The organism is Nonomuraea sp. NPDC052129 (assembly GCF_040680095.1).
In the GTDB taxonomy this organism is placed as follows: Bacteria; Actinomycetota; Actinomycetes; order Streptosporangiales; family Streptosporangiaceae; genus Nonomuraea.
Genome location: NZ_JBFAVX010000006.1, coordinates 361479 through 380212, shown reverse-complemented (window position 1 = coordinate 380212; position 18734 = coordinate 361479). Strand labels below are relative to the sequence as shown.

The window sequence follows — 18734 nt, the reverse complement described above, 5'->3', positions numbered from 1 at the left end:
AACGGAGTGAGGCAATGAACACCGAGCCGGCGTTCGTCATCGTCACCGGCATGTCAGGCGCGGGTCGCAGCACCGCGGCCAAGGCGTTGGAAGACCTGGGCTGGTTCGTCATCGACAACCTGCCGCCGGGGCTGCTGTTCGCCATGGCGGAGGAGGCGGGCAAGGTCAAGCTGGCCGCCGACAAGGTGGCCGCCGTCGTCGACGTGCGCAGCCTGGCCTTCACCAGCGACCTCAACGCCGCCATCGAAGAGCTTGAGGGCCGCGGCGTGCGGGTGCGCGTGGTCTTCCTGGAGGCCAGCGACGAAGGGCTGGTGCGCAGGTTCGAGAACGTCCGCAGGCCCCACCCGCTCCAGGGCGAGGGCCGGCTCGTCGACGGCATCGCCCGCGAACGCGGCATCCTGCGCGAGGTGCGGGCCAACGCCGACCTGGTGATCGACACCTCCTCGCTCAACGTGCACGAGCTGCGCAACAAGATCGTCAACTTCTTCGGCGGCGAGGACCGGCCGGGGCTGCGGCTCAACGTGGTCTCGTTCGGCTTCAAGTACGGCCTGCCGGTCGACGCCGACCTCGTGGTCGACTGCCGCTTCCTGCCCAACCCGCACTGGGTGCCGGATCTGCGGCCGATGAGCGGGCTCGACGCGCCGGTGCGCGACTACGTGCTCGGCCAGCCGGGAGCCAAGGAGTTCCTCGACGCGTACGAGGAGGTTCTGCAGGTGATCGCCGCCGGTTACGCGCGCGAGGGCAAGAGCTACGCCACGCTGGCGGTGGGCTGTACGGGTGGCAAGCACCGCAGCGTGGCGATGGCCGAGCAGGTCGCCGGCCGGCTGCGTGACCGCGGCATGGAAGTCCAGGTCAGCCACCGGGATGTGGGGCGGGAGTGACCGATGAAGGCCAAGACCAGGGTGAGGTGGCCGTAGCCGACGCGCCGCCGGGTGAGGCGGTTGTGGCTGGCGCGGCGCTGGGTGACGCCGTCGCAGCCGGGGCGCCGCCGGATGACCGGCCGCGGGTGGTGGCGCTGGGCGGGGGGCATGGGCTCTATGCCTCGCTGTCGGCGCTGCGCGGCGTGGTGGGCGACCTGACCGCGGTGGTGACGGTCGCCGACGACGGCGGCTCCAGCGGGCGGCTCAGGCGTGAACTCGGCGTGCTTCCTCCCGGCGATCTGCGCATGGCGCTGGCCGCGCTCTGCGGCGACGACGAGTGGGGGAGCACCTGGAGCGAGGTGGTCCAGCACCGCTTCCGCAGTGAGGGCGACCTGCACGGCCATGCCGTCGGCAACCTGCTCATCGTGGCGCTGTGGGAGCTGCTCGGCGACCCCGTGGCGGGTCTCGACTGGGTGGGCCGGCTGCTCGGCGCCCACGGCAGGGTGCTGCCGATGGCGTCGGTGCCGCTCGACATCGTGGCCGAGGTGGAGCTCGACGGCGTCACCTCGACCGTACGCGGGCAGGTGGCCTGCGCCCTGACCCCCGGCCGGGTGCAGGCGATCTCGCTGGTGCCGGAGGACCCGCCGGCGCGGCCCGAGGCCGTACGCGCCGTGCTGGAGGCCGACTGGCTGGTGTTCGGGCCCGGATCGTGGTTCACCAGCGTGTTACCGCATCTCAAGGTGCCCGAGCTGGCTCGGGCGCTGCACGAGTCGAAGGCCCAGCGGCTGGTCACGCTCAACCTGGCGCCGCAGCCCGGCGAGACCGACGACTTCTCACCCCAGCAGCACCTGGAGGTGCTCCGGCAGCACGCGCCCGGCCTGCGCGTCGACGTCGTGCTCGCCGACACCGGCGTGGTCGACGACCGCGACGCTCTGGAGAAGGCCGCCACCGCGCTCGGCGGGCGGCTCGTCATGGCCGACGTCGCGGCCGCCGACGGCTCCCCCCGGCATGACTCACGACGTCTTGCCTCCGTCCTGGACGAGATTTTCCTCCAGAAGCGTTGATCCTGGTCGGCGCGGCGCAAAGGTGCGAGACACTGCTGAGAGCCGGTCTGAATGGGGGAGGACTAACGCTTATGGCGATGACGGGTGTGGTGAAGGACGAGCTGAGCCGCCTGCCAGTGCTGAAGCCTTGCTGCCGGAAGGCGGAGGTGTCGACGCTGTTGCGGTTCGCCAGCGGGCTGCACCTGGTGGGCGGGCGCATCGTGATCGAGGCGGAGCTCGACACCAACGCCACCGCGCGGCGGCTGATCAAGGACATCGGGGAGGTGTTCGGTCACAAGGCCGAAGTGCTCGTGCTGGCACCCGCCGGGCTGCGCAAAGGCTCGCGCTATGTCGTGCGCGTCTACCGCGACGGTGAGGCGCTGGCCCGGCAGACGGGTCTCATCGACAACCACGGGCGCCCGGTCCGCGGCCTGCCTCGTCAGGTGGTGGCGGGGGCCGCCTGCGACGCCGAGGCCGCGTGGCGCGGGGCGTTCCTGGCGCACGGCTCGCTGACCGAGCCGGGGCGCTCCATGTCGCTGGAGGTCACCTGCCCGGGGCCCGAGGCAGCGCTGGCGCTGGTGGGGTCGGCGCGGCGGCTCAAGATCCACGCCAAGGCGCGGGAGGTGCGGGGCGTCGACCGGGTGGTGGTACGCGACGGCGACGCCATCAGCGCGCTGCTGACGCGGCTCGGCGCGCACGACAGCGTGCTGGCCTGGGAAGAGCGCCGGATGCGCCGCGAGGTGCGGGCCACGGCCAACCGGCTCGCCAACTTCGACGACGCCAACCTGCGCCGCTCGGCGCGGGCCGCGGTGGCGGCGGGGGCGCGGGTGCAGCGGGCGCTGGAGATCCTGGGCGAGGAGGCGCCCGACCACCTGGTGATCGCGGGGCGGCTGCGGGTGGAGCACAAGCAGGCGTCTCTGGAGGAGCTGGGGCAGATCGCGGATCCGCCGCTGACGAAGGACGCGATCGCCGGACGCATCCGGCGGCTGCTGGCGATGGCCGACAAACGTGCCACCGACCTGGGCATCCCCAACACGGAGGCGAACCTCACCGTGGACATGCTCGCCCAGTGAGGGTTCTCTGAGTGGCCTCTGCCTCTGCGCGGTCTCTGTGCGGTGTGGTGGCCCCGGGAAGGGTTCTGTGCGGTGTGGTGGGCCCGTGAAGGTTCTGTGCGGTGCGGTGGGCCAGTGAAGGGTTCTGTGCCGTCTGGTGGCCGGTGGGGAGGGCGTTCTCTGTGCGGTGCGGTGACTCAGTGCAGGCGTTATGTGTGCGGCCCGGTGACTGGGGTGCGGTGACCGCGGGCATGTGACTGGGGCCCGGTGACCGCGGGCATATGTCTGCGGGCGCGTGACTGCGTGCGTGCCGGGGAGGGGTCTCCGGGAGCGTGGCAGGACGGTTCTGAGGGTTCTGGGCGGGCTTCTGCGTGCGGGCGTCGCTGGGTTCTGAGCGGGCTTGCGCGCGGAGGTCGCTGGGTTCTGGGCGAGCTTCTCTGTGCGGGGATCGCTTGGGGTTCTCCCCGTGGGGCTCTGCCGTGTGTGCCTTTCCGTCAAGGCGGTTCATGCATTACGGCAGGCACGGTGGGCGCCGATCGCCGTGGTGGGCTGGGCCCTGTCCAGGGGAACGCTCCTCCGGTGGCGGGACTTCCCGCCGTGACGTGCGCATGCCTGGCCGTCTCCGTGGATCGGGCCGGTGAGCCGTTTCAGGACCGGCCCGAGTCTCTCGGGGTGAAGAGGTCGCCCGTGGGGCGTGAGGGGTTGGTGGGGCTTTGGAGGGGCTCGAAGGGGGCCCGGTACTCCGGTTCGGCCGGGGCCGGGTCTTCCGGTGGGGTGAGGGAGGCTCGGCGGGCTCGGACGCGACGTACTCGTATGCGTACGAGGAAATAGGCCGTCAGGGCCGCCACCACCAGCGGGAGCCAGGGCTCCCACGAGTCCTTCAGCGAGGGCCAGAGGCTGGTCAGCTCGGCCGGGAAGTTGGTGGTGAGGCGCTCGAGGCTCAGGTCGGGCCGGCCGCCGGTGGTCGTCGCGCGGGCGGTGGTCCATCCCAGGGCCACCGCCGCCGCCGAGCAGAGGCCCGACCACCATGGCAGGAGCCGGCTGCCCGGCCTGAACAGGCATACCAGGAGAGACAGGAGCAGGGCCGAGGCGAAGGCGATCGTGGTCATCGCCCAGAGGCCGTCGCCGGCGGTCAGGAAGGCAGCCGGGATGAAGCGGTCTCCGTACAGGAGTACCGCCGCTTGCGCGATGGCGCAGACGAGCGTGGCAACGAAACCCACGATCAGGCCAGACAGCAGGCCGGACCTAGGTTGTGACATCTCAGCCCCCAGAGAATGCCGGAACTTACTCCGATGAGTCGGGCACTTTACTCGAAGCTCACAAATTACGCCGCCTGATCGCGGATTCACGGTAGGGGGAGTCGAGTGGTCTAAACCAATTTGGTTCCGATAGGGTTTGGCATTGAGGTTTTTAGCTCGCCATCACGTACGAGGAGATCGGTTTCCGTGAGCATCCGCGTAGGCGTCAACGGCTTCGGCCGCATCGGTCGCAACTTCTGGCGTGCGGTGGCCGCCAGCGGCAAGGACATCGAGATCGTTGCGGTCAATGACCTGACCGACAACGCGACGCTCGCCCACCTGCTGAAGTACGACAGCATCCTCGGCCGCCTGCCGTACGAGGTGAAGGTCTCCGGCGACGAGATCACCGTCGACGGCAAGACGATCAAGGTCTTCGAAGAGCGCGACCCGGCCAAGCTGCCGTGGGCCGACCTCGGCGTCGACGTGGTGCTGGAGTCGACCGGCCTGTTCACCGACGCGGCCAAGGCCAAGGTGCACGCCGACAACGGCGCCAAGAAGGTCATCATCTCCGCCCCGGCGAAGAACGAAGACGTCACGATCGTGATGGGTGTCAACGACAACACCTATGACGCCGCCAAGCACACGATCATCTCCAACGCCTCCTGCACCACCAACTGCCTGGCTCCGCTGGCGAAGGTCCTGAACGACGCCTTCACCATCGAGAAGGGCCTGATGACCACCATCCACGCCTACACGCAGGACCAGAACCTGCAGGACGGCCCACACAAGGACCTGCGCCGCGCTCGCGCCGCCGCCGTCAACGTGGTGCCCACCTCCACCGGCGCCGCCAAGGCCATCGGCCTGGTGCTGCCCGAGCTCAAGGGCAAGCTCGACGGGTTCGCGATGCGCGTGCCGATCCCCACGGGCTCGGCCACCGACCTGACCGTCGAGGTCTCCCGTGACGTGACCGTCGAAGAGGTCAACGCCGCGTACAAGGCCGCCGCCGAGGGGGCGCTCAAGGGCGTGCTCAGCTACACCGAGGACGAGATCGTCTCCAGCGACATCGTCACCGACCCGGCCTCCTGCATCTTCGACGCCGGCCTGACCAAGGTCATCGGCAACCAGGTCAAGGTCGTCGGCTGGTACGACAACGAGTGGGGCTTCTCCAACCGCCTCGTCGACCTCATCCAGTTGGTGGGCGCGGACCTCTGATGCGTACGCTCGACGATCTCGATGTGAAGGGTCGGCGCGTGCTCGTGCGCGCCGACCTCAACGTCCCACTCGACGGTGAGACGATCACCGACGACGGCCGCATCCGTGCGTCGGTGCCGACGATCAAGGCGCTGACCGGCGCGGGCGCGAAGGTCGTCGTCTGTGCTCACCTGGGCCGCCCCAAGGGGCGGCCCAACCCCGGCCTCTCGCTGAAGCCGGTCGCCGAGCGCCTCGCCGAGCTGCTCGGCGAGGACGTGGCCTTCGCCACCGACGTGGTCGGTGACAGCGCCCAGGGCGTCGCCGACGCGCTGGAGGGGGGCCAGGTCGCCCTGCTGGAGAACCTCCGGTTCGAGGCGGGCGAGGAGTCCAAGGACGAGGCCGAGCGTGGCGCGTTCGCCGAGAAGCTGGCGGGGCTCGCCGAGCTCTACGTCGGCGACGGCTTCGGCGCGGTCCACCGCAAGCACGCCAGCGTCTACGACGTGCCCCGCCTGCTGCCGCACGCGGCGGGCAAGCTCATCGTGGCCGAGCTGGAGGTGCTCAGGAGGCTCACCGAGGACACCGAGCGCCCCTACGTGGTGGTGCTGGGCGGCGCCAAGGTCTCCGACAAGCTCGGCGTCATCGCCAACCTGCTGGCCAAGGTCGACCGGCTGCTGATCGGCGGCGGCATGGCCTACACCTTCCTCAAGGCCCAGGGCTATGAGGTCGGCAAGTCGCTGCTCCAGGAAGACCAGCTCGATCAGGTGCGCGGCTTCCTCAACGAGGCCGCCGAGCGCGGCGTCGACCTCGTGCTGCCCGTCGACGTGCTGGCCGCGACCGGCTTCGCCGAGGACGCGCCGCACGACGTGGTCGCGGCCACGGCGATCCCGGCCGACCGCGAGGGGCTCGACATCGGTCCCAGGACCCGTGAGCTGTTCGCGGCCAAGCTGGCCGACGCCAAGACCATCTTCTGGAACGGCCCCATGGGCGTCTTCGAGTTCGACGCCTTCTCCGGCGGCACCCGGGCCGTGGCCGAGGCGCTGATCGGGGCCGACGCCCTGACGGTGGTCGGCGGTGGCGACTCGGCGGCTGCCGTACGCAAGTTCGGCCTGCCCGAAGACGGCTTCTCGCACATTTCCACCGGTGGTGGGGCGAGCCTGGAATATCTCGAGGGCAAAACCCTGCCCGGACTCGCCGCCCTGGAGGACTGACCGTGAGAAAGCCGCTTTTCGCCGGCAACTGGAAGATGAACCTCAACCACCTTGAGGGCATCGCACTGGTCCAGAAGCTCGCCTTCGCGTTCACCGACAAGGACTTCGACAAGGCGGAGATAGCCGTCCTGCCGCCGTTCACCGACCTGCGCAGCGTCCAGACGCTCGTCGACGGCGACAAGCTGCGCATCGTCTACGGTGCCCAGGACCTGTCCCAGCACGAGGCGGGCGCCTACACCGGCGAGATCTCGGGCGCGATGCTGGCCAAGCTGGGCTGCACGTTCGTCCTGGCCGGCCACTCGGAGCGGCGCCAGTATCACGGTGAGGACGACGACCTGGTCAACGCCAAGGTGCACGCCGCGTTCCGCCACTCGCTCACGCCGATCCTGTGCGTCGGCGAGGGCCTGCCTGTGCGCCAGGCGGGCGAGCAAGTTTCACATTGCCTGGCTCAGCTTGACGGCGGACTGCGCAAAGTCTCCGCTGAGCAGGCACAATCGATGGTAGTGGCCTACGAGCCGGTGTGGGCGATCGGCACCGGCGAGGTGGCCACTCCCGAGGACGCGCAGGAGGTCTGTGCGGCGCTGCGAGGCAGACTCGCTGAGCTGTACGACGCCGAAGTGGCCTCCGCAGTACGTATCCTTTACGGAGGGTCAGTCAAGTCAGGCAACATCGCTGGGATCATGGCTCAACCCGATATCGACGGCGCGCTCGTGGGCGGTGCCAGCATCGATGCCGGGGAGTTCGTTAAGATCTGCCGTTTCTCCGATATGTCTGGCTAACTGAGTCGTTCCGGGGGTGCGACTTGACAACAAGCCGTACCCTCTAGAAGCAAGTTTGAATCGTCACGCGTGACAGAGCATTGAAGGACTAGGCATACCGTGGAAATCGGAATCTCCATCGCCCTCATCCTGGCGAGCTGTCTCATGATCCTGCTCGTCCTGCTCCACAAGGGCAAGGGTGGTGGCCTGTCTGACATGTTCGGCGGCGGTTTCTCGTCGAACTTCGGTGGTTCCTCGGTGGTGGAGCGTAACCTCGACCGGTTGACCGTGATCACGGGCACCGTCTGGTTCGTCTGCATCATCGCTCTGGGTCTGCTTCTGCGGCCCTGAGTCAGATTGACGCGTGACAGTGATTCTCCCCCCGTGTGTCACGGGGCGATCGAGCGAGGAGTTCATCCGTGGGTAGTGGCAACGCGATCCGTGGCAGCCGTGTCGGCGCCGGCCCGATGGGGGAGGCCGAGCGCGGCGAGGCAGCTCCGAGAGTGCGGGTCTCGTTCTGGTGCGCCAACATGCATGAGACGCGTCCCAGCTTCGCCAGCGATGCGGCGGTGCCCGAAATGTGGGACTGCCCGCGCTGCGGCCTCCCGGCCGGCCAGGACGAGCAGGCCCCGCCTGCCCCGCCCCGGAACGAGCCGTACAAGACGCACCTGGCTTATGTGAAGGAGCGCAGGAGCGACAAGGACGGCAAGGCGATCCTCGAGGAAGCGCTGGAGCGTCTGCGCAACAACAAGTCCCCCTGGTAGGACCTTGTTATCTCAGAGTTATCTCCGAAGGACCCCGGCACACTGCGCCGGGGTCCTTCGCTGTTCGTGGCGTGGGTCGTCACGGGCGACCCCGGTTTCACCGGATTCGGCGGTGCCATGGGCGGCCACCTGCGGCGTGGGTTTGGCGGGGTGCCGGGTCCGTGGGGTTCGCGGGATGCTGGGTCCTGTGAGGTTTGGCAGGGTTCGGAATGCCGGGGTCTGTGGAGTGGTCAGGGATCTGGCTGGTGCCGGAGGGCCGCGACGCGGTCGCGGACCTGGGACAGGCGGCGTTCGATCTCCGGGAGGAAGCGCGGGTCGAGTGACTCGCGGTCCGTGCTCAGGCGGTGGGCGGCCTCGTCCGTGACCTGTTCCACCAGTCGCAGCACGTCGGCCCGGCCGCTGAGGTAGCCCTCGCGCACCGCAGCCGCGTGTTCGGCGGCCAGTTCGTGATCCACCCCGGTGGTGTCCAGGTCCAGCAGGTCGCGCACCGCCGAGGCGCCGATCGTGAACGCCAATGGCCACACCAGTCCGGCCAGGTCGGCCCAGTGCAGCGGTACGGGCAGCAGCCACACGCAGACGCACAGGATCGACGCCACCGACGCCACGGCCGCGATCCGGCGTCCCAGCCCCAGGTCGCGCCAGTACATGACCGTCAGCGGGACGGCGAAGAGCATCGCGTGCAGGAACGGCATCCGGGTGAGCCCGCCGGCGGCCATCGTCCGCATGAGGGACGTCGAGACCAGCGCGTCCACCGCGCCGAAGCAGAGTCCCGCGGCCAGCACCCGCGTGTGCGCCGCCGTGCCGCGGGCGAGGACGCGCCGGTGCGCCCACAAGGCGACCAGCAGCCCGGTCACCGTGAGGGCCGCGCAGGCCGGGAGCGGCACGCCGTCCATGTCGCGCCACGAGTGGCTGAGCGAGCCGACGGCGCCGAGGGCGATGGCGATCGGTCCCGCGTCGAACGGCGGAGTGTGCGGGCGGGCGTCCTCAGGCAGGACCACTTTCCTGGAGCCGATCCGCAGTTCCTGCCGTCGCCCGAGCGGCCGAGGCTCGTCCGCGGTGACGGGGAGCGAGCCCGTGGGCGCCAGCCGTACCAGGGCGTCGTGCAGGGCGACGGTCTGGGCGGGGGAGAGCAGCAGCGAGCCGCTCCCGTCCGTGGGACGGAACTCCACGTCGCGGGAGAGGTCCGGGCTGGCCAGATTGTGGCGCTGCTCCCAGCGCAGCAACGCGACCGCCAGGTACTCGGCGTGGTCGGCCGTCTCCTCCGCCAGCCGCTGCCGCCAGGCCGACAGTGGCGACGCCACCTGGCGGCCCGGCCCCGCCAGCAGCGGCCAGGTACGGGTCAGCAGGTCCACCACGGTGTCGGCGCCCATGGCCACGCTGTGCCGACCGGCCAGTTCGGCGCGGCTCCTGGCGGCCTGCCGCTCCGCCGCGGCCACGCGTAGCCGTTGCCGCAGCCGCCCGCGCAGGTACCGGCCGATGAACACACCGCCCGCCACACCGCCGGCGGGCCAGAGAAAGGGCGCGGGACTGTACGACCAGCCCGCCACGGCCAGCGCCACATTGGCCACCGCGCCCGACGTGAGCGGTACGGTCAGCGCCGTCCAGCCGTGCGCCAAGGCCAGCTCGTAGGCCAGGGGTGCGGCCAGCAGGGCGGGGGCGTCGATCGGGTCGCCGGCCAGCGCCGACCAGACGGCCACGTCGGCGACGTCGAGCGCCAGCCGTACCGGGACGGGGACGCCGTGGCGTCTGAGGGCGCGGAAGACCAGCACGTCGTACAGGCATGAGGCGAGCAGGGTGAGCAGCGCCACGGGTGGCGTGAGGGTCTCCCAGAGGGTCACGCAGATCGTCACCCGCGAGGCCAGCCGCAGGTTGAGGAAGAGGCGGACGGCGGTGAACGAGGTGGACCGCGTGGCGCCCCTGAGCGGTTCATTCATCCGGTGGCGGCGACTGTGACCGGGAGGGGCGGGGTGGTCGCCGTGGTGACGGAGGTGGTGCGGGAGATCGCGAGGGTGAACGTGGTGAAGGTGGTGGGGCTGGCGGTGGCGGGGGTGTTTTGACCCTTGTCGCCCATGTCAGGAAGCGGGTGATCTGTGGCAGTGACGGCAGGGACTGGGTGCGGTCCGGAGCGCGGCCGTCGGAGGTCGTCGGCGCGAGCCGGGCCTGCCGGTTGAACCGCTCCCGTAATCGGATCCAGGCCCGCGACCGGGGACTGGCCCGCTTGTCCAGCCGTTCCGGCAGGTGCTCCGAAAGCGCGTGCGCCACGGCCGCGTTGACCCGGCTGACGGGGGAGACGCCGAGCCGGATCTCCTCTTCGGGGTCGGCGGGGCCGGGCACGCCCCCAGACGGCTGGAGTACGGCGGCGCGCAGGCGGGCCGCGTCCCCGAGTTGGCTGCGATGGTAGAAGTAGTCGGCCCTGGCCTCCCGCATGCGCCGCCGGACCGCGCCGTCGAGGAAGTGGCCGGTGAGCACGATGACCGTGGTCTGCTGACGGCTCCGGACGCGGCGGACGGCCTCCACGACCGCCACACCGGGGAAGTGGTCGTCGGGGCTGCGCTCGTCGGCGGCGTCCACCAGCACGACGTCGACGCCCTCGTACGACCAGCCGGCCGCCGCCCGATGATCGAGTCCCGCGATCACCTCCACACCCGGTGTCTCGGACAGGATGGCGACGATGCCGGTGCGGCTGATGTCGTCGTCGTCCACGACGACCACGCGCTTGCCGTGTGTCCCCGTCACACGGTCATTACACTCCGGACCTGATGGCTAGTGCCAGATCCTGATGATCAGCGCGCCCGCGTTGTCGCCGAGGCAGCGGTTCTGATCGTTGATCCTCATGAACAGCCGGCCACCGGAACCGGCCCGCCAGCTCCGGTGCGCGCCCAGGGCACGCGAGCCGCCGTTGATCCGGGACAGGAGCCTGCCGTACGGGGAGCTGTCGTGGATCTTGCAGCCCTGGTAGATGTGCGAGTCGGTGTCCCAGTCGTACCCGTCGGCGCCCACCCACGGGAAGGAGTTGTTGTCGACCGTCCAGCTGCCGCCCACCTGCGCGACCCGGACGCGGTCGCCCGCGTACACGTAGATCCCGGTGTCCTGCCAGCCGCGCCTGGACGTGATCACCACGTCCCTGCCGCTCTGGGTCGTCGCCTGTGCGACGCCGGGAATGGTCACCGTCATCGCGCAGGCGAGCGCCGCGACGGCCCACGTTCGCCGCATCACCATGTCAGCCTCCACTTGTGTCGGAGGCGACCGTACGCGGGAAGGGTGCGCGTTCCGTAGCGCCGGATCGCGCACCTACCCGTTCCGTCGGGACTACCTTTCGTGGACGGCGACGCCGTCCACGAACGTCATGCGCACCCCGGTGGTCCAGATGTCGCGCTCCGGCAGCGTGAACGGGTCGCGGTCCAGGACGACGAGGTCCGCCGGGCGGCCCGGCTCGATCACCCCGGCGGGTGAGCGGTTGACCCAGGCCGAGCCCGCCGTGTACGCCGTCAGCGCGGTCGCCAGATCGAGGCGCTGGCCGGGCAGGAACGGCGTCTGCGCCGTGGGGTAGCCGGCGTGCACCGAGCTGCCGGGTTCCGTACGGTTGACGGCCACGTGCATGCCCTGCAGCGGGTCGGCGCTCGACACCGGCCAGTCACTGCCCGCGCAGAACCTCGTCCCGTGGGAGAGCAGGTCGGCGAAGGGGTACTGCCATGAGGAGCGGGGCTCGCCCAGGAACGGCAGGGTCAGCTCGTCCATCTGCGCGTGGTGGGTCGCCCAGAGCGGCTGCAGGTTGGCCGTCACGCCGAGCGCGGCGAAGCGGGGCACGTCCGACGGCTCGATGATCTGCAGGTGCGCGATGTGGTGCCGGTTGGCGGGCGAGGTGCCCTCGAAACTGTCCAGCGCCTCGCGTACGGCCCGCTCGCCGATCGCGTGGACGTGCGCCTGGAAGCCGAGGCGGTCCAGCTCGGCCACGTACGTCCTGAGCTTGGCCGGGTCGACGTAGGACAGGCCCGTGCCGCCGCACAGGCAGTAGGGCTCCAGCGTCGCGGCGGTGAAGTTCTCGGTGATGCCGTCCTGCATGATCTTCACCGAGGTCGCGCGGAACCGGTCCAGCCCCTCCGCCGAGGCGCGCCGCGCGGTCAGGTCGCCGATCTGGTCGAGGCCACGAGTACGGTCCCACCACAGCGCGCCCACCACGCGGGCCCGCAGCCTGCCGGAGCCGGCCGCCGACAGGTAGGTGGGGAGCTGGTCCACCGAGCCCGCGTAGGAGCCGACGATGGCGTCCTGCCAGCCGGTGATGCCGAGCGAGAACAGGTATCGCTCCGCCTCCGCCAGAGCCAGGTCCAGGTCGCGAGAGGAGGGGCGGGGGGTGAGGAGGCCGACGAGGTCCATCGCGCCCTCGTGCAGGACGCCGCTGGGCGTGCCGTCGGCGTCGCGTTCGATGCGGCCGTCGGCGGGGTCGGGGGTGTCGGCGGTGACGCCGGCCAGCTCCAGAGCGCGGGCGTTGACCCAGGCGGCATGATGGTCGCGCTGGATGAGGTAGACGGGCCGGTCGGCGAAGGCGAGCTGGTCCCGGTGCGGCAGCCCACCCGGGAAGGCCGACATGTCCCACCCGCCGCCATCAATCCACTCTTTTTCAGGATTTTTCGCCGCATAGTCGGCGATCTTCGCCAAATAGGCATCGAGTCCGTAAATTTCGGATAGATCGCACTTGGCGCGCTCCAGCCCTGCCTGCACCGGATGCACATGCGCATCGATGAACCCGGGCACCAGCAGGCCCCCGTCCAGGTCCACGGTCTCGTGCCCCGGCGCCAGCCGTACCAGGTCCCGCTCGTCGCCCACGGCGGCGATCACGCCGTCGCGGACCAGCACGGCCTCGGCGAAGCCGGTCTTCGCGGTGAAGACCCGTCCCCCTCGAAAGAGCGTGTTCATCCTGCTCCCAATCTTGTCAGTGGCCGGTGATCAGATCGGCCATACGAGCCAGCACGGACGTGCCCGGCATCGACCGCTCCCGGTGGTCCGCCACCCGGTACAACCGGTACATCGCGTGCACCCCCAGCCAGCGCAGCGGCTCCGGCTCCCAGGCCCGCACCCGGCGGCCCACCCACGGCAGCTCCGTCAGCGCCGTACGCTCGCCCAGGACGAGGTCCCGCATCGTCCGGCCGGCCAGGTTGGCCGTCGTCACCCCGTGCCCGGTGTAGCCGCCCGCCCAGCCCAGGCCGGTGGCCGGGTCGACGTGCACGGTCGAGCACCAGTCGCGCGGCACCCCCAGGACTCCCGACCACGCGTGCGCCACTGACGAGGACGCCGCGGCGGGGAAGAAGTCGATCAGCAGCCGCCAGAGCGCCTCGACCGTCTGCTCGTGCGTGTGCCCCCTGGCGTCGACCCGCGAGCCGTACAGGTACGGTCGGCCGCGCCCGCCGAAGGCGATGCGGTCGTCGGCGGTCCGTTGCGCGTACATGTAGTAATGGGCCATGTCCCCGAGCAGCTCGGACCCCGCCCAGCCGACCGTCTCCCAGAACGAGGCGGGCAGCGGCTCGGTGACGATCAGCGAGCTGTTCATCGGCAGCCACTGGCGCCGCAGCCCCTTCAGCCGCGAGGTGAACCCCTCGGTCGCGCGGAGCACGTGGCGCGCCCGGACCGTCCCGAACGGCGTCACGGCCAGCCCCGGGGCGATCTCCGTGACGGGTGTCCGCTCGTAGACGGTCACTCCGAGCTCCCGTACGGCCCGTGCCAGCCCTCGTACCAGCTTGGCGGGCTGCACCCGCGCGCAGTGCGGACTCCAGGAGGCGGCCACCGCCCCCGCCACCCGCAGCCGTTCGGCGGGATCGACCAGCCGCAGGTCCGCCTCCTCGATGCCCCAGACGCGGGCGGCCGACACCGAGGCGCGCAGCCGGGCCGCCTGGGAGGGGGTGCGGGCCACGTTGACCACGCCGCCCTTGACGACGTCGGCGTCGATGCCCTCCTTCTCGCAGACCTGGATCACCTCGTCGATCGAGGCGTACATCTCGCGCTGCAGCCGCCGCGCCCCCTCCACCCCGTGCGTCCTGGCGTAGCGCTGATGCGAGCCGGCCAGGTCGCCGGTCAGCCAGCCGCCGTTGCGCCCCGAGGCCCCGAACCCGGCGAAGTCCTTCTCCAGCACCACGACGTTCAGCGACGGCTGGGCCTGCTTGAGGTAGTACGCGGTCCACAGCCCCGTGTAGCCCGCGCCGACGATCGCCACGTCCGCCTGGAGGTCGCCGTCGAGGCGCGGACCAGGGGCCGGTACGCCGGAGGAGCGGTACCAGAAGGAGACGTCGCCGTTCACGAATCCGGACGACAGGGAGACATGCGCGTTCATGGCCGGTATCCTCCTATACGCCGCATCTAGCTACGAAACTCGCATTCGAAACACGGCGTTAGCGGCCAGGTAACACCTCCCCGGCATCCTCTTCCTATGGGATTCTTGCGCATTCGCACCACGGTGGACGAGCGTCCGGGACGACTGGCCTCCCTGGCCGCGGCCCTGGCGGACAGGGGCGGCAACATCCTCGGCCTGAGCGTCCAGTCGGACGCGGACGGCACCGTCGACGAGTTCGTCGCCGACATCCCCGCCGCGCCCGAGGCCGTGCGTGCGGCCCTGGAGGCGGCCGGTGGCCGCCGCGTCCAGGTGGTCCCGGCGACGGCGCACGAGCTGACCGACGAGCCCACCCGTGCGCTGCTGCTGGCCTCCCGGCTGCGGTCGATGCCGTGGCGGCTGCCGGAGTTCCTGGCCGAGTTGCTGCGCGCCGACGATGCCAGGTGGATCTATGGTGAAGCGGTGAGTGATCTTCCCGACCCGACCCTGCTCGTGGTGCCCGTCGCACCCAGGCGCGCCGTCCGGCTGCGCCGCGCCGAGCTGCCCTTCACCCTGACCGAGGCGGCTCGGGCCGCCTCCTTCGTCCGGCTCGCGCAACCGCCGGTCGAGCAGGGCGCCGCCGAGCCCACGGTCAAGCTGGCCGACGGCGAGGAGGTCACGGTCCGGCCGCTCACCTCGATCTACCGCGAGGCCGTCCGCGACCTGCACGACCGGTGCTCGCCCGAGGCGCGCAGGTTCCGTTACTTCACCTCGATGCCCGAGCTGCCGCCGCGGATGTTCGACCGGCTCTGCGACCGCAGCCGCGGCCGCTCGATCGTCGCCGGGCACGACGGCCAGGTGGTGGCCATGGCCTCCCTGATGTTCACGCCCGATCCGGGCATCGCCGAGATGGCCTTCCTGGTCGAGGACCGCTGGCAGGGGCGCGGTCTGGGCACGGCGCTGGCCAGGACGCTGGTGCGCGAGGCGCGCGATCTCGGCTACGCCGAGGTCAGGGCCACGATGCTGTCCGACAACGTACGGATGCGGCGGCTCCTGCTGTCGCTGGGCGCCACGCTCGGCTACACCGAGGACCCGGGCGTGATCGAGGCCAGGCTGCCGGTCGGCGCGATGGCGTCAGCCTGAGGCGCTCTCGCCCCGCCCTTCGTCCCGCTCGTCCTCGTCCGGCCCGGAGTCCCGTTCTATCGGTTGCGGGTTGGAGTCCTCTTCTGACGGGTTCGGCCCGGAACCCTGTTCTGCCGGTTTCGCGTCGGGCGCCGCCTGGTCCGGCTGCCGGATGCCCAGGTGGCGCTCGATGCGTTCGAGGCTGTCCTGGATCTGCGTGAGCCGCTCGCCGAGCGCCAAACCGCCGGCGAAGAACATCTCGGCCGGCCGGTCCTTCGTCCCCTGCCCGAGCCGGGTGAGCACGCGGTGCCGCAGCTCGCCCAGCTCCACGCCGGCGTCCACGATCGCCTGGGCGGCCAGCCCCTCGCCCTCCCTGATCACCCCGAGCAGGATGTGCTCGGTGCCGATGTAGTTGTGGCGCAACTGCAGCGCCTCGCGCAGCGAGAGCTCCAGGACCTTCTTGGCGCGCGGGGTGAACGGGATGTGCCCGCTCGGCGCCTCGTCGCCCTGGCCCGCCTCGCGCGTGACGAAGGCGCGCACGTTCCCCAGCTCGATGCCGAAGCTGTCGAGTGTCAGGCCCGCCACGCCCTCGCCCTCGTGGATGAGGCCGAGCAGGATGTGCTCCGTGCCGATGTGGGCGTGGTTCAGCGTCCGCGCCTCCTCCTGGGCGAGGACGACGACCCGGCGGGCACGGTCAGTGAAGCGCTCGAACACCGGTGGCCTCCGTTCGAGTGGCGTGTCTCCACTATGCGCTACAAACCAGCGGATGTGGGGTAATTGACAGGTGTGGATCTTGACGAGGTGGCAGGTCGCCTGTATGGGCTCCCGCCGTCCGAGTTCACCGCCGCGCGCGACGCCGAGGCCCGTGCCGCCAAGGACGTGGGCGACGTACGGCTGGCCCGTGACATCGCCGGGCTGCGCAAACCCACGGTCTCCGCGGCGGCCGTGAACCGGCTGGCCCGCGAGCACCCGGACGACCTTGGCGAGCTGCTGTCACTCGGGCAGGAGCTGCGGGAGGCGTGGGAGCGGCACGACGCCGAGGCGCTGGCGGAGCTGACCCGGCGGCGCGGCGAGCTGGCGGGACGGCTGTCCCGGCTGATCAGGCGGGAGGCCGGGCTGTCGGCCGCCGCGGCGGCCGAGGCCGAGCAGACGCTCGACGCCGCCGTCGTGGACGCGGGCGCCGCCGAGGAGGTACGGCGCGGCCGCCTGGCCAAGCCGCTCAGCTACAGCGGCTTCGCCCCAGCCCCAGCCCCGGCGCCGCGCGGCAAGCCCGCCAAGAAGCCGACGGAGTCGACAGCATCGGCCGACTCGGCCTCGGAGGCGAAGGGCGCGGCGGCGAAAGGCGCGGCGGCCAAGAGCGCGGAGGCGAAGCGCGCGGAGGCCAAGAGACGAGAAGAGGCGGAGGCGAAGAGGCGGGCGGAGGCTGAAGCCAGGAAGGCCGCCGAACGACAGGAGGCGCTGGACGCCCACCGCGAGTGGGTCGCCGTCCTGGAACAGGCCGTACAGGAGCACGACGAGCGCGCCGAGCGGGTCGCCGGGCTGGAGCGGAAGCTGGCCAAGGCGCGCAAGCGGCTCGCCGAGAGCGCGCAGCGGCTGGAGGTCGCCAAGCGGGAGGAGCGGCACGCTCGGCATCGCGTGGATCGGTAGGTTAAGGTGTACGAAACGGTTTCGTACACCTGGAGTGGCGATGAGAACCTGGACCCCCGCCGACATGCCCGATCTGAGTGGCAAGACGGCGATCGTGACCGGCGCCAACAGCGGCATCGGCCTGCCCACCGCGCTCGAACTCGCCAGGCACGGCGCCCGCGTCGTCGTCGCCACCCGCTCGGCGGCGAAGGGCGGCGCGGCCGTCGAGGAGATCCGCCGGGCCGTCCCCGGCGCCCAGGTCGAGCACGGCACGCTGGACCTGGCCGACCTCGCCTCGGTCAGGAGCTTCGCGGTCGGCGTCGATCGGGTGGATCTGCTGGTCAACAACGCGGGCATCGGCATGATCCCGCGCCAGCTGACCCGTGACGGCTTCGAGATGCAGTTCGGCACCAACCACCTGGGCCACTTCGCGCTCACCGGACTGCTGCTGCCCCTACTGCTGGCCCGGCCCGGCGCGCGGGTGGTCAACGTCTCCAGCGACGCGCACAAGATGGGCAGGCTGGACCTCGACGATCTGGGCCTGGAGCGCGGTTACAAGAAGATGAGCTCGTACGGCCGCTCCAAGCTGGCCAACCTGCTGTTCACCCTGGAGCTCCAACGGCGCGCTCAGCGGGCCCAGGTGGACCTCGTCAGCGCCGCCACCCATCCTGGTGCCACGGCCACCAACTTCTTCAGCGTGGGGCCGCTACAGCCCCTCGTGGGGCTGTTCCTGAAGAGCGCGGCGGCCGGTGCGGTGTCCTCCCTCTACGCGGCCACCTCGCCGGAGATCCACGGCGGGGAGTTCGTCGGTCCCAAGACCCAGCTGCTCACGCCGTCGGAGGCGGCCCGTTCCGAGCAGCTCGCCGCCGATCTGTGGGAGGTGTCCACGCGGCTGACCGGCGTACGATTCGAGGAGATCGCCTACAGCTGAGGGACGTGCACGTGCCACCACTCGACCCCGAGCGGGAGCGGGCCATCCTTGACGCGACGCTGGAGTTGCTGTCCGAGATGGGCTACGACCGTATGTCGGTCGACCAGATCGCCAAGCGGGCCAAGGCCAGCAAGGCGACCATCTACCGCCGGTGGGCGGGCAAGCCGGAGCTGGTGGTCGACGTCATCTGCCGCCGGTTCGACATGGACACGCCGGCCGCCGAGGACACCGGTTCGCTGCGCGGCGACCTCGCCTCGGTGCTCGGCGGCCTGTGCGGCGCGGTCGAGCGCAAGCACGGGCTCATCATGGGGCTGTCCTCGACGCTGGTCTCGCACCAGGAGCTGGCCAGGACGCTGCGCGAGCACATGCCGGCCAAGGACCTCGGCGGGGTCGAGGCGCTGCTGGAGCGGGCCAGGAAGCGCGGCGACCTGCCGGGGCCGGTGGACCCCGGCCGCCTGTTCGGAGTGGCGGAGGCGCTGGTCTGGCACCGCATGATCTTCCTCGGGCCGCTGTTCGACGAGTCCTTCGTCGCGGAATCGGTGGACGAGGTCCTGCTGCCGCTGGTGCGGGCCTGGGCGCACTAAATCTGACATTCTTGTGTGAGATTTCGCCTCAAGCCATGGCTTGAGGCGAAAAGTCGGGC

18 protein-coding genes and 1 pseudogene are annotated in these 18734 nt (G+C 70.7%); 12 read left to right on the top strand and 7 right to left on the bottom strand.

What is annotated here, in order from left to right:
- Positions 1-14 precede the first annotated feature (14 nt).
- The 3 genes from rapZ to whiA all read left to right on the top strand — a co-directional run bounded on the left by rapZ (position 15) and on the right by whiA (position 2976).
- Positions 15-881 carry an RNase adapter RapZ gene (gene rapZ / locus AB0L53_RS17770; RefSeq protein WP_357958376.1) on the top strand — a complete coding sequence of 289 codons (867 nt, stop codon included), beginning with the start codon at positions 15-17 and terminating at the stop codon, positions 879-881.
- Between the two features lie 125 nt (positions 882-1006).
- The gene (yvcK, locus tag AB0L53_RS17765; RefSeq protein WP_357958576.1) at positions 1007-1924 is read left to right on the top strand and encodes a uridine diphosphate-N-acetylglucosamine-binding protein YvcK; all 918 of its coding nucleotides are present in this window, start codon (positions 1007-1009) and stop codon (positions 1922-1924) included.
- 71 nt (positions 1925-1995) lie between these two features.
- Positions 1996-2976: a DNA-binding protein WhiA gene (gene whiA / locus AB0L53_RS17760; protein WP_357656688.1), complete on the top strand. Its 981-nt coding sequence runs from the start codon at positions 1996-1998 to the stop codon at positions 2974-2976.
- A gap of 626 nt (positions 2977-3602) precedes the next feature.
- On the opposite strand, the gene AB0L53_RS17755 is transcribed toward whiA, so the two are convergent.
- Positions 3603-4214, bottom strand: a complete 612-nt coding sequence (locus AB0L53_RS17755) for a hypothetical protein (protein ID WP_363994486.1) — start codon at positions 4212-4214, stop codon at positions 3603-3605.
- A gap of 186 nt (positions 4215-4400) precedes the next feature.
- Between AB0L53_RS17755 and gap the strand changes: the two genes are divergently transcribed.
- The 5 genes from gap to AB0L53_RS17730 all read left to right on the top strand — a co-directional run bounded on the left by gap (position 4401) and on the right by AB0L53_RS17730 (position 8114).
- On the top strand, positions 4401-5405 hold the full coding sequence (gene gap, locus AB0L53_RS17750) for a type I glyceraldehyde-3-phosphate dehydrogenase (protein ID WP_363994483.1): 1005 nt from the start codon (positions 4401-4403) through the stop codon (positions 5403-5405).
- A complete protein-coding gene (locus tag AB0L53_RS17745; protein ID WP_363994481.1) occupies positions 5405-6592 on the top strand; it encodes a phosphoglycerate kinase in 1188 nt (395 codons plus the stop codon). Before gap ends, AB0L53_RS17745 begins: the two co-directional genes overlap by 1 nt.
- Positions 6589-7371: a triose-phosphate isomerase gene (tpiA, locus tag AB0L53_RS17740; protein WP_363994580.1), complete on the top strand. Its 783-nt coding sequence runs from the start codon at positions 6589-6591 to the stop codon at positions 7369-7371. Before AB0L53_RS17745 ends, tpiA begins: the two co-directional genes overlap by 4 nt.
- Before the next feature lie 99 nt (positions 7372-7470).
- Positions 7471-7701, top strand: coding sequence for a preprotein translocase subunit SecG (secG, locus tag AB0L53_RS17735; protein WP_214636246.1), 231 nt, complete (start codon positions 7471-7473; stop codon positions 7699-7701).
- 68 nt (positions 7702-7769) lie between these two features.
- The gene (locus AB0L53_RS17730; protein ID WP_214636247.1) at positions 7770-8114 is read left to right on the top strand and encodes an RNA polymerase-binding protein RbpA; all 345 of its coding nucleotides are present in this window, start codon (positions 7770-7772) and stop codon (positions 8112-8114) included.
- 230 nt (positions 8115-8344) lie between these two features.
- Here the strand turns inward: AB0L53_RS17730 and AB0L53_RS17725 are convergent, their stop codons facing one another.
- The 5 genes from AB0L53_RS17725 to AB0L53_RS17705 all read right to left on the bottom strand — a co-directional run bounded on the left by AB0L53_RS17725 (position 8345) and on the right by AB0L53_RS17705 (position 14436).
- Positions 8345-10048: a hypothetical protein gene (locus tag AB0L53_RS17725; protein WP_363994478.1), complete on the bottom strand. Its 1704-nt coding sequence runs from the start codon at positions 10046-10048 to the stop codon at positions 8345-8347.
- Entirely contained in the window at positions 10041-10850 is an 810-nt protein-coding gene (locus AB0L53_RS17720; RefSeq protein WP_363994476.1) for a hypothetical protein, read from the bottom strand. The genes AB0L53_RS17725 and AB0L53_RS17720 overlap by 8 nt, the downstream gene beginning before the upstream one ends.
- A 27-nt stretch (positions 10851-10877) precedes the next feature.
- Positions 10878-11333, bottom strand: coding sequence for a hypothetical protein (locus AB0L53_RS17715; protein ID WP_363994473.1), 456 nt, complete (start codon positions 11331-11333; stop codon positions 10878-10880).
- 90 nt (positions 11334-11423) lie between these two features.
- Positions 11424-13028: an amidohydrolase gene (locus AB0L53_RS17710; protein WP_363994470.1), complete on the bottom strand. Its 1605-nt coding sequence runs from the start codon at positions 13026-13028 to the stop codon at positions 11424-11426.
- A 16-nt stretch (positions 13029-13044) separates the two neighbouring features.
- The gene (locus AB0L53_RS17705; RefSeq protein WP_363994467.1) at positions 13045-14436 is read right to left on the bottom strand and encodes an FAD-binding oxidoreductase; all 1392 of its coding nucleotides are present in this window, start codon (positions 14434-14436) and stop codon (positions 13045-13047) included.
- A 96-nt stretch (positions 14437-14532) separates the two neighbouring features.
- Between AB0L53_RS17705 and AB0L53_RS17700 the strand changes: the two genes are divergently transcribed.
- Positions 14533-15555, top strand: coding sequence for a GNAT family N-acetyltransferase (locus tag AB0L53_RS17700; protein WP_363994464.1), 1023 nt, complete (start codon positions 14533-14535; stop codon positions 15553-15555).
- 276 nt (positions 15556-15831) lie between these two features.
- On the opposite strand, the pseudogene AB0L53_RS17695 reads toward AB0L53_RS17700, so the two are convergent.
- Positions 15832-16248, bottom strand: a pseudogene (locus AB0L53_RS17695) (Clp protease N-terminal domain-containing protein); the annotation flags it as partial.
- A gap of 87 nt (positions 16249-16335) precedes the next feature.
- Here AB0L53_RS17695 and AB0L53_RS17690 point away from each other — a divergent pair.
- Genes AB0L53_RS17690 through AB0L53_RS17680 form a run of 3 tightly spaced genes read left to right on the top strand, consistent with a single transcriptional unit; the run spans position 16336 to position 18675 of the window.
- Positions 16336-17181 (top strand): hypothetical protein, encoded by an 846-nt coding sequence (locus AB0L53_RS17690; protein ID WP_363994461.1) that lies wholly within the window; start codon positions 16336-16338, stop codon positions 17179-17181.
- 40 nt (positions 17182-17221) lie between these two features.
- Complete coding sequence (locus tag AB0L53_RS17685) at positions 17222-18091, top strand: oxidoreductase (protein ID WP_363994458.1); 870 nt, start codon at positions 17222-17224, stop codon at positions 18089-18091.
- A gap of 11 nt (positions 18092-18102) precedes the next feature.
- The gene (locus AB0L53_RS17680) at positions 18103-18675 is read left to right on the top strand and encodes a TetR/AcrR family transcriptional regulator (protein ID WP_363994455.1); all 573 of its coding nucleotides are present in this window, start codon (positions 18103-18105) and stop codon (positions 18673-18675) included.
- Positions 18676-18734 lie beyond the last annotated feature (59 nt).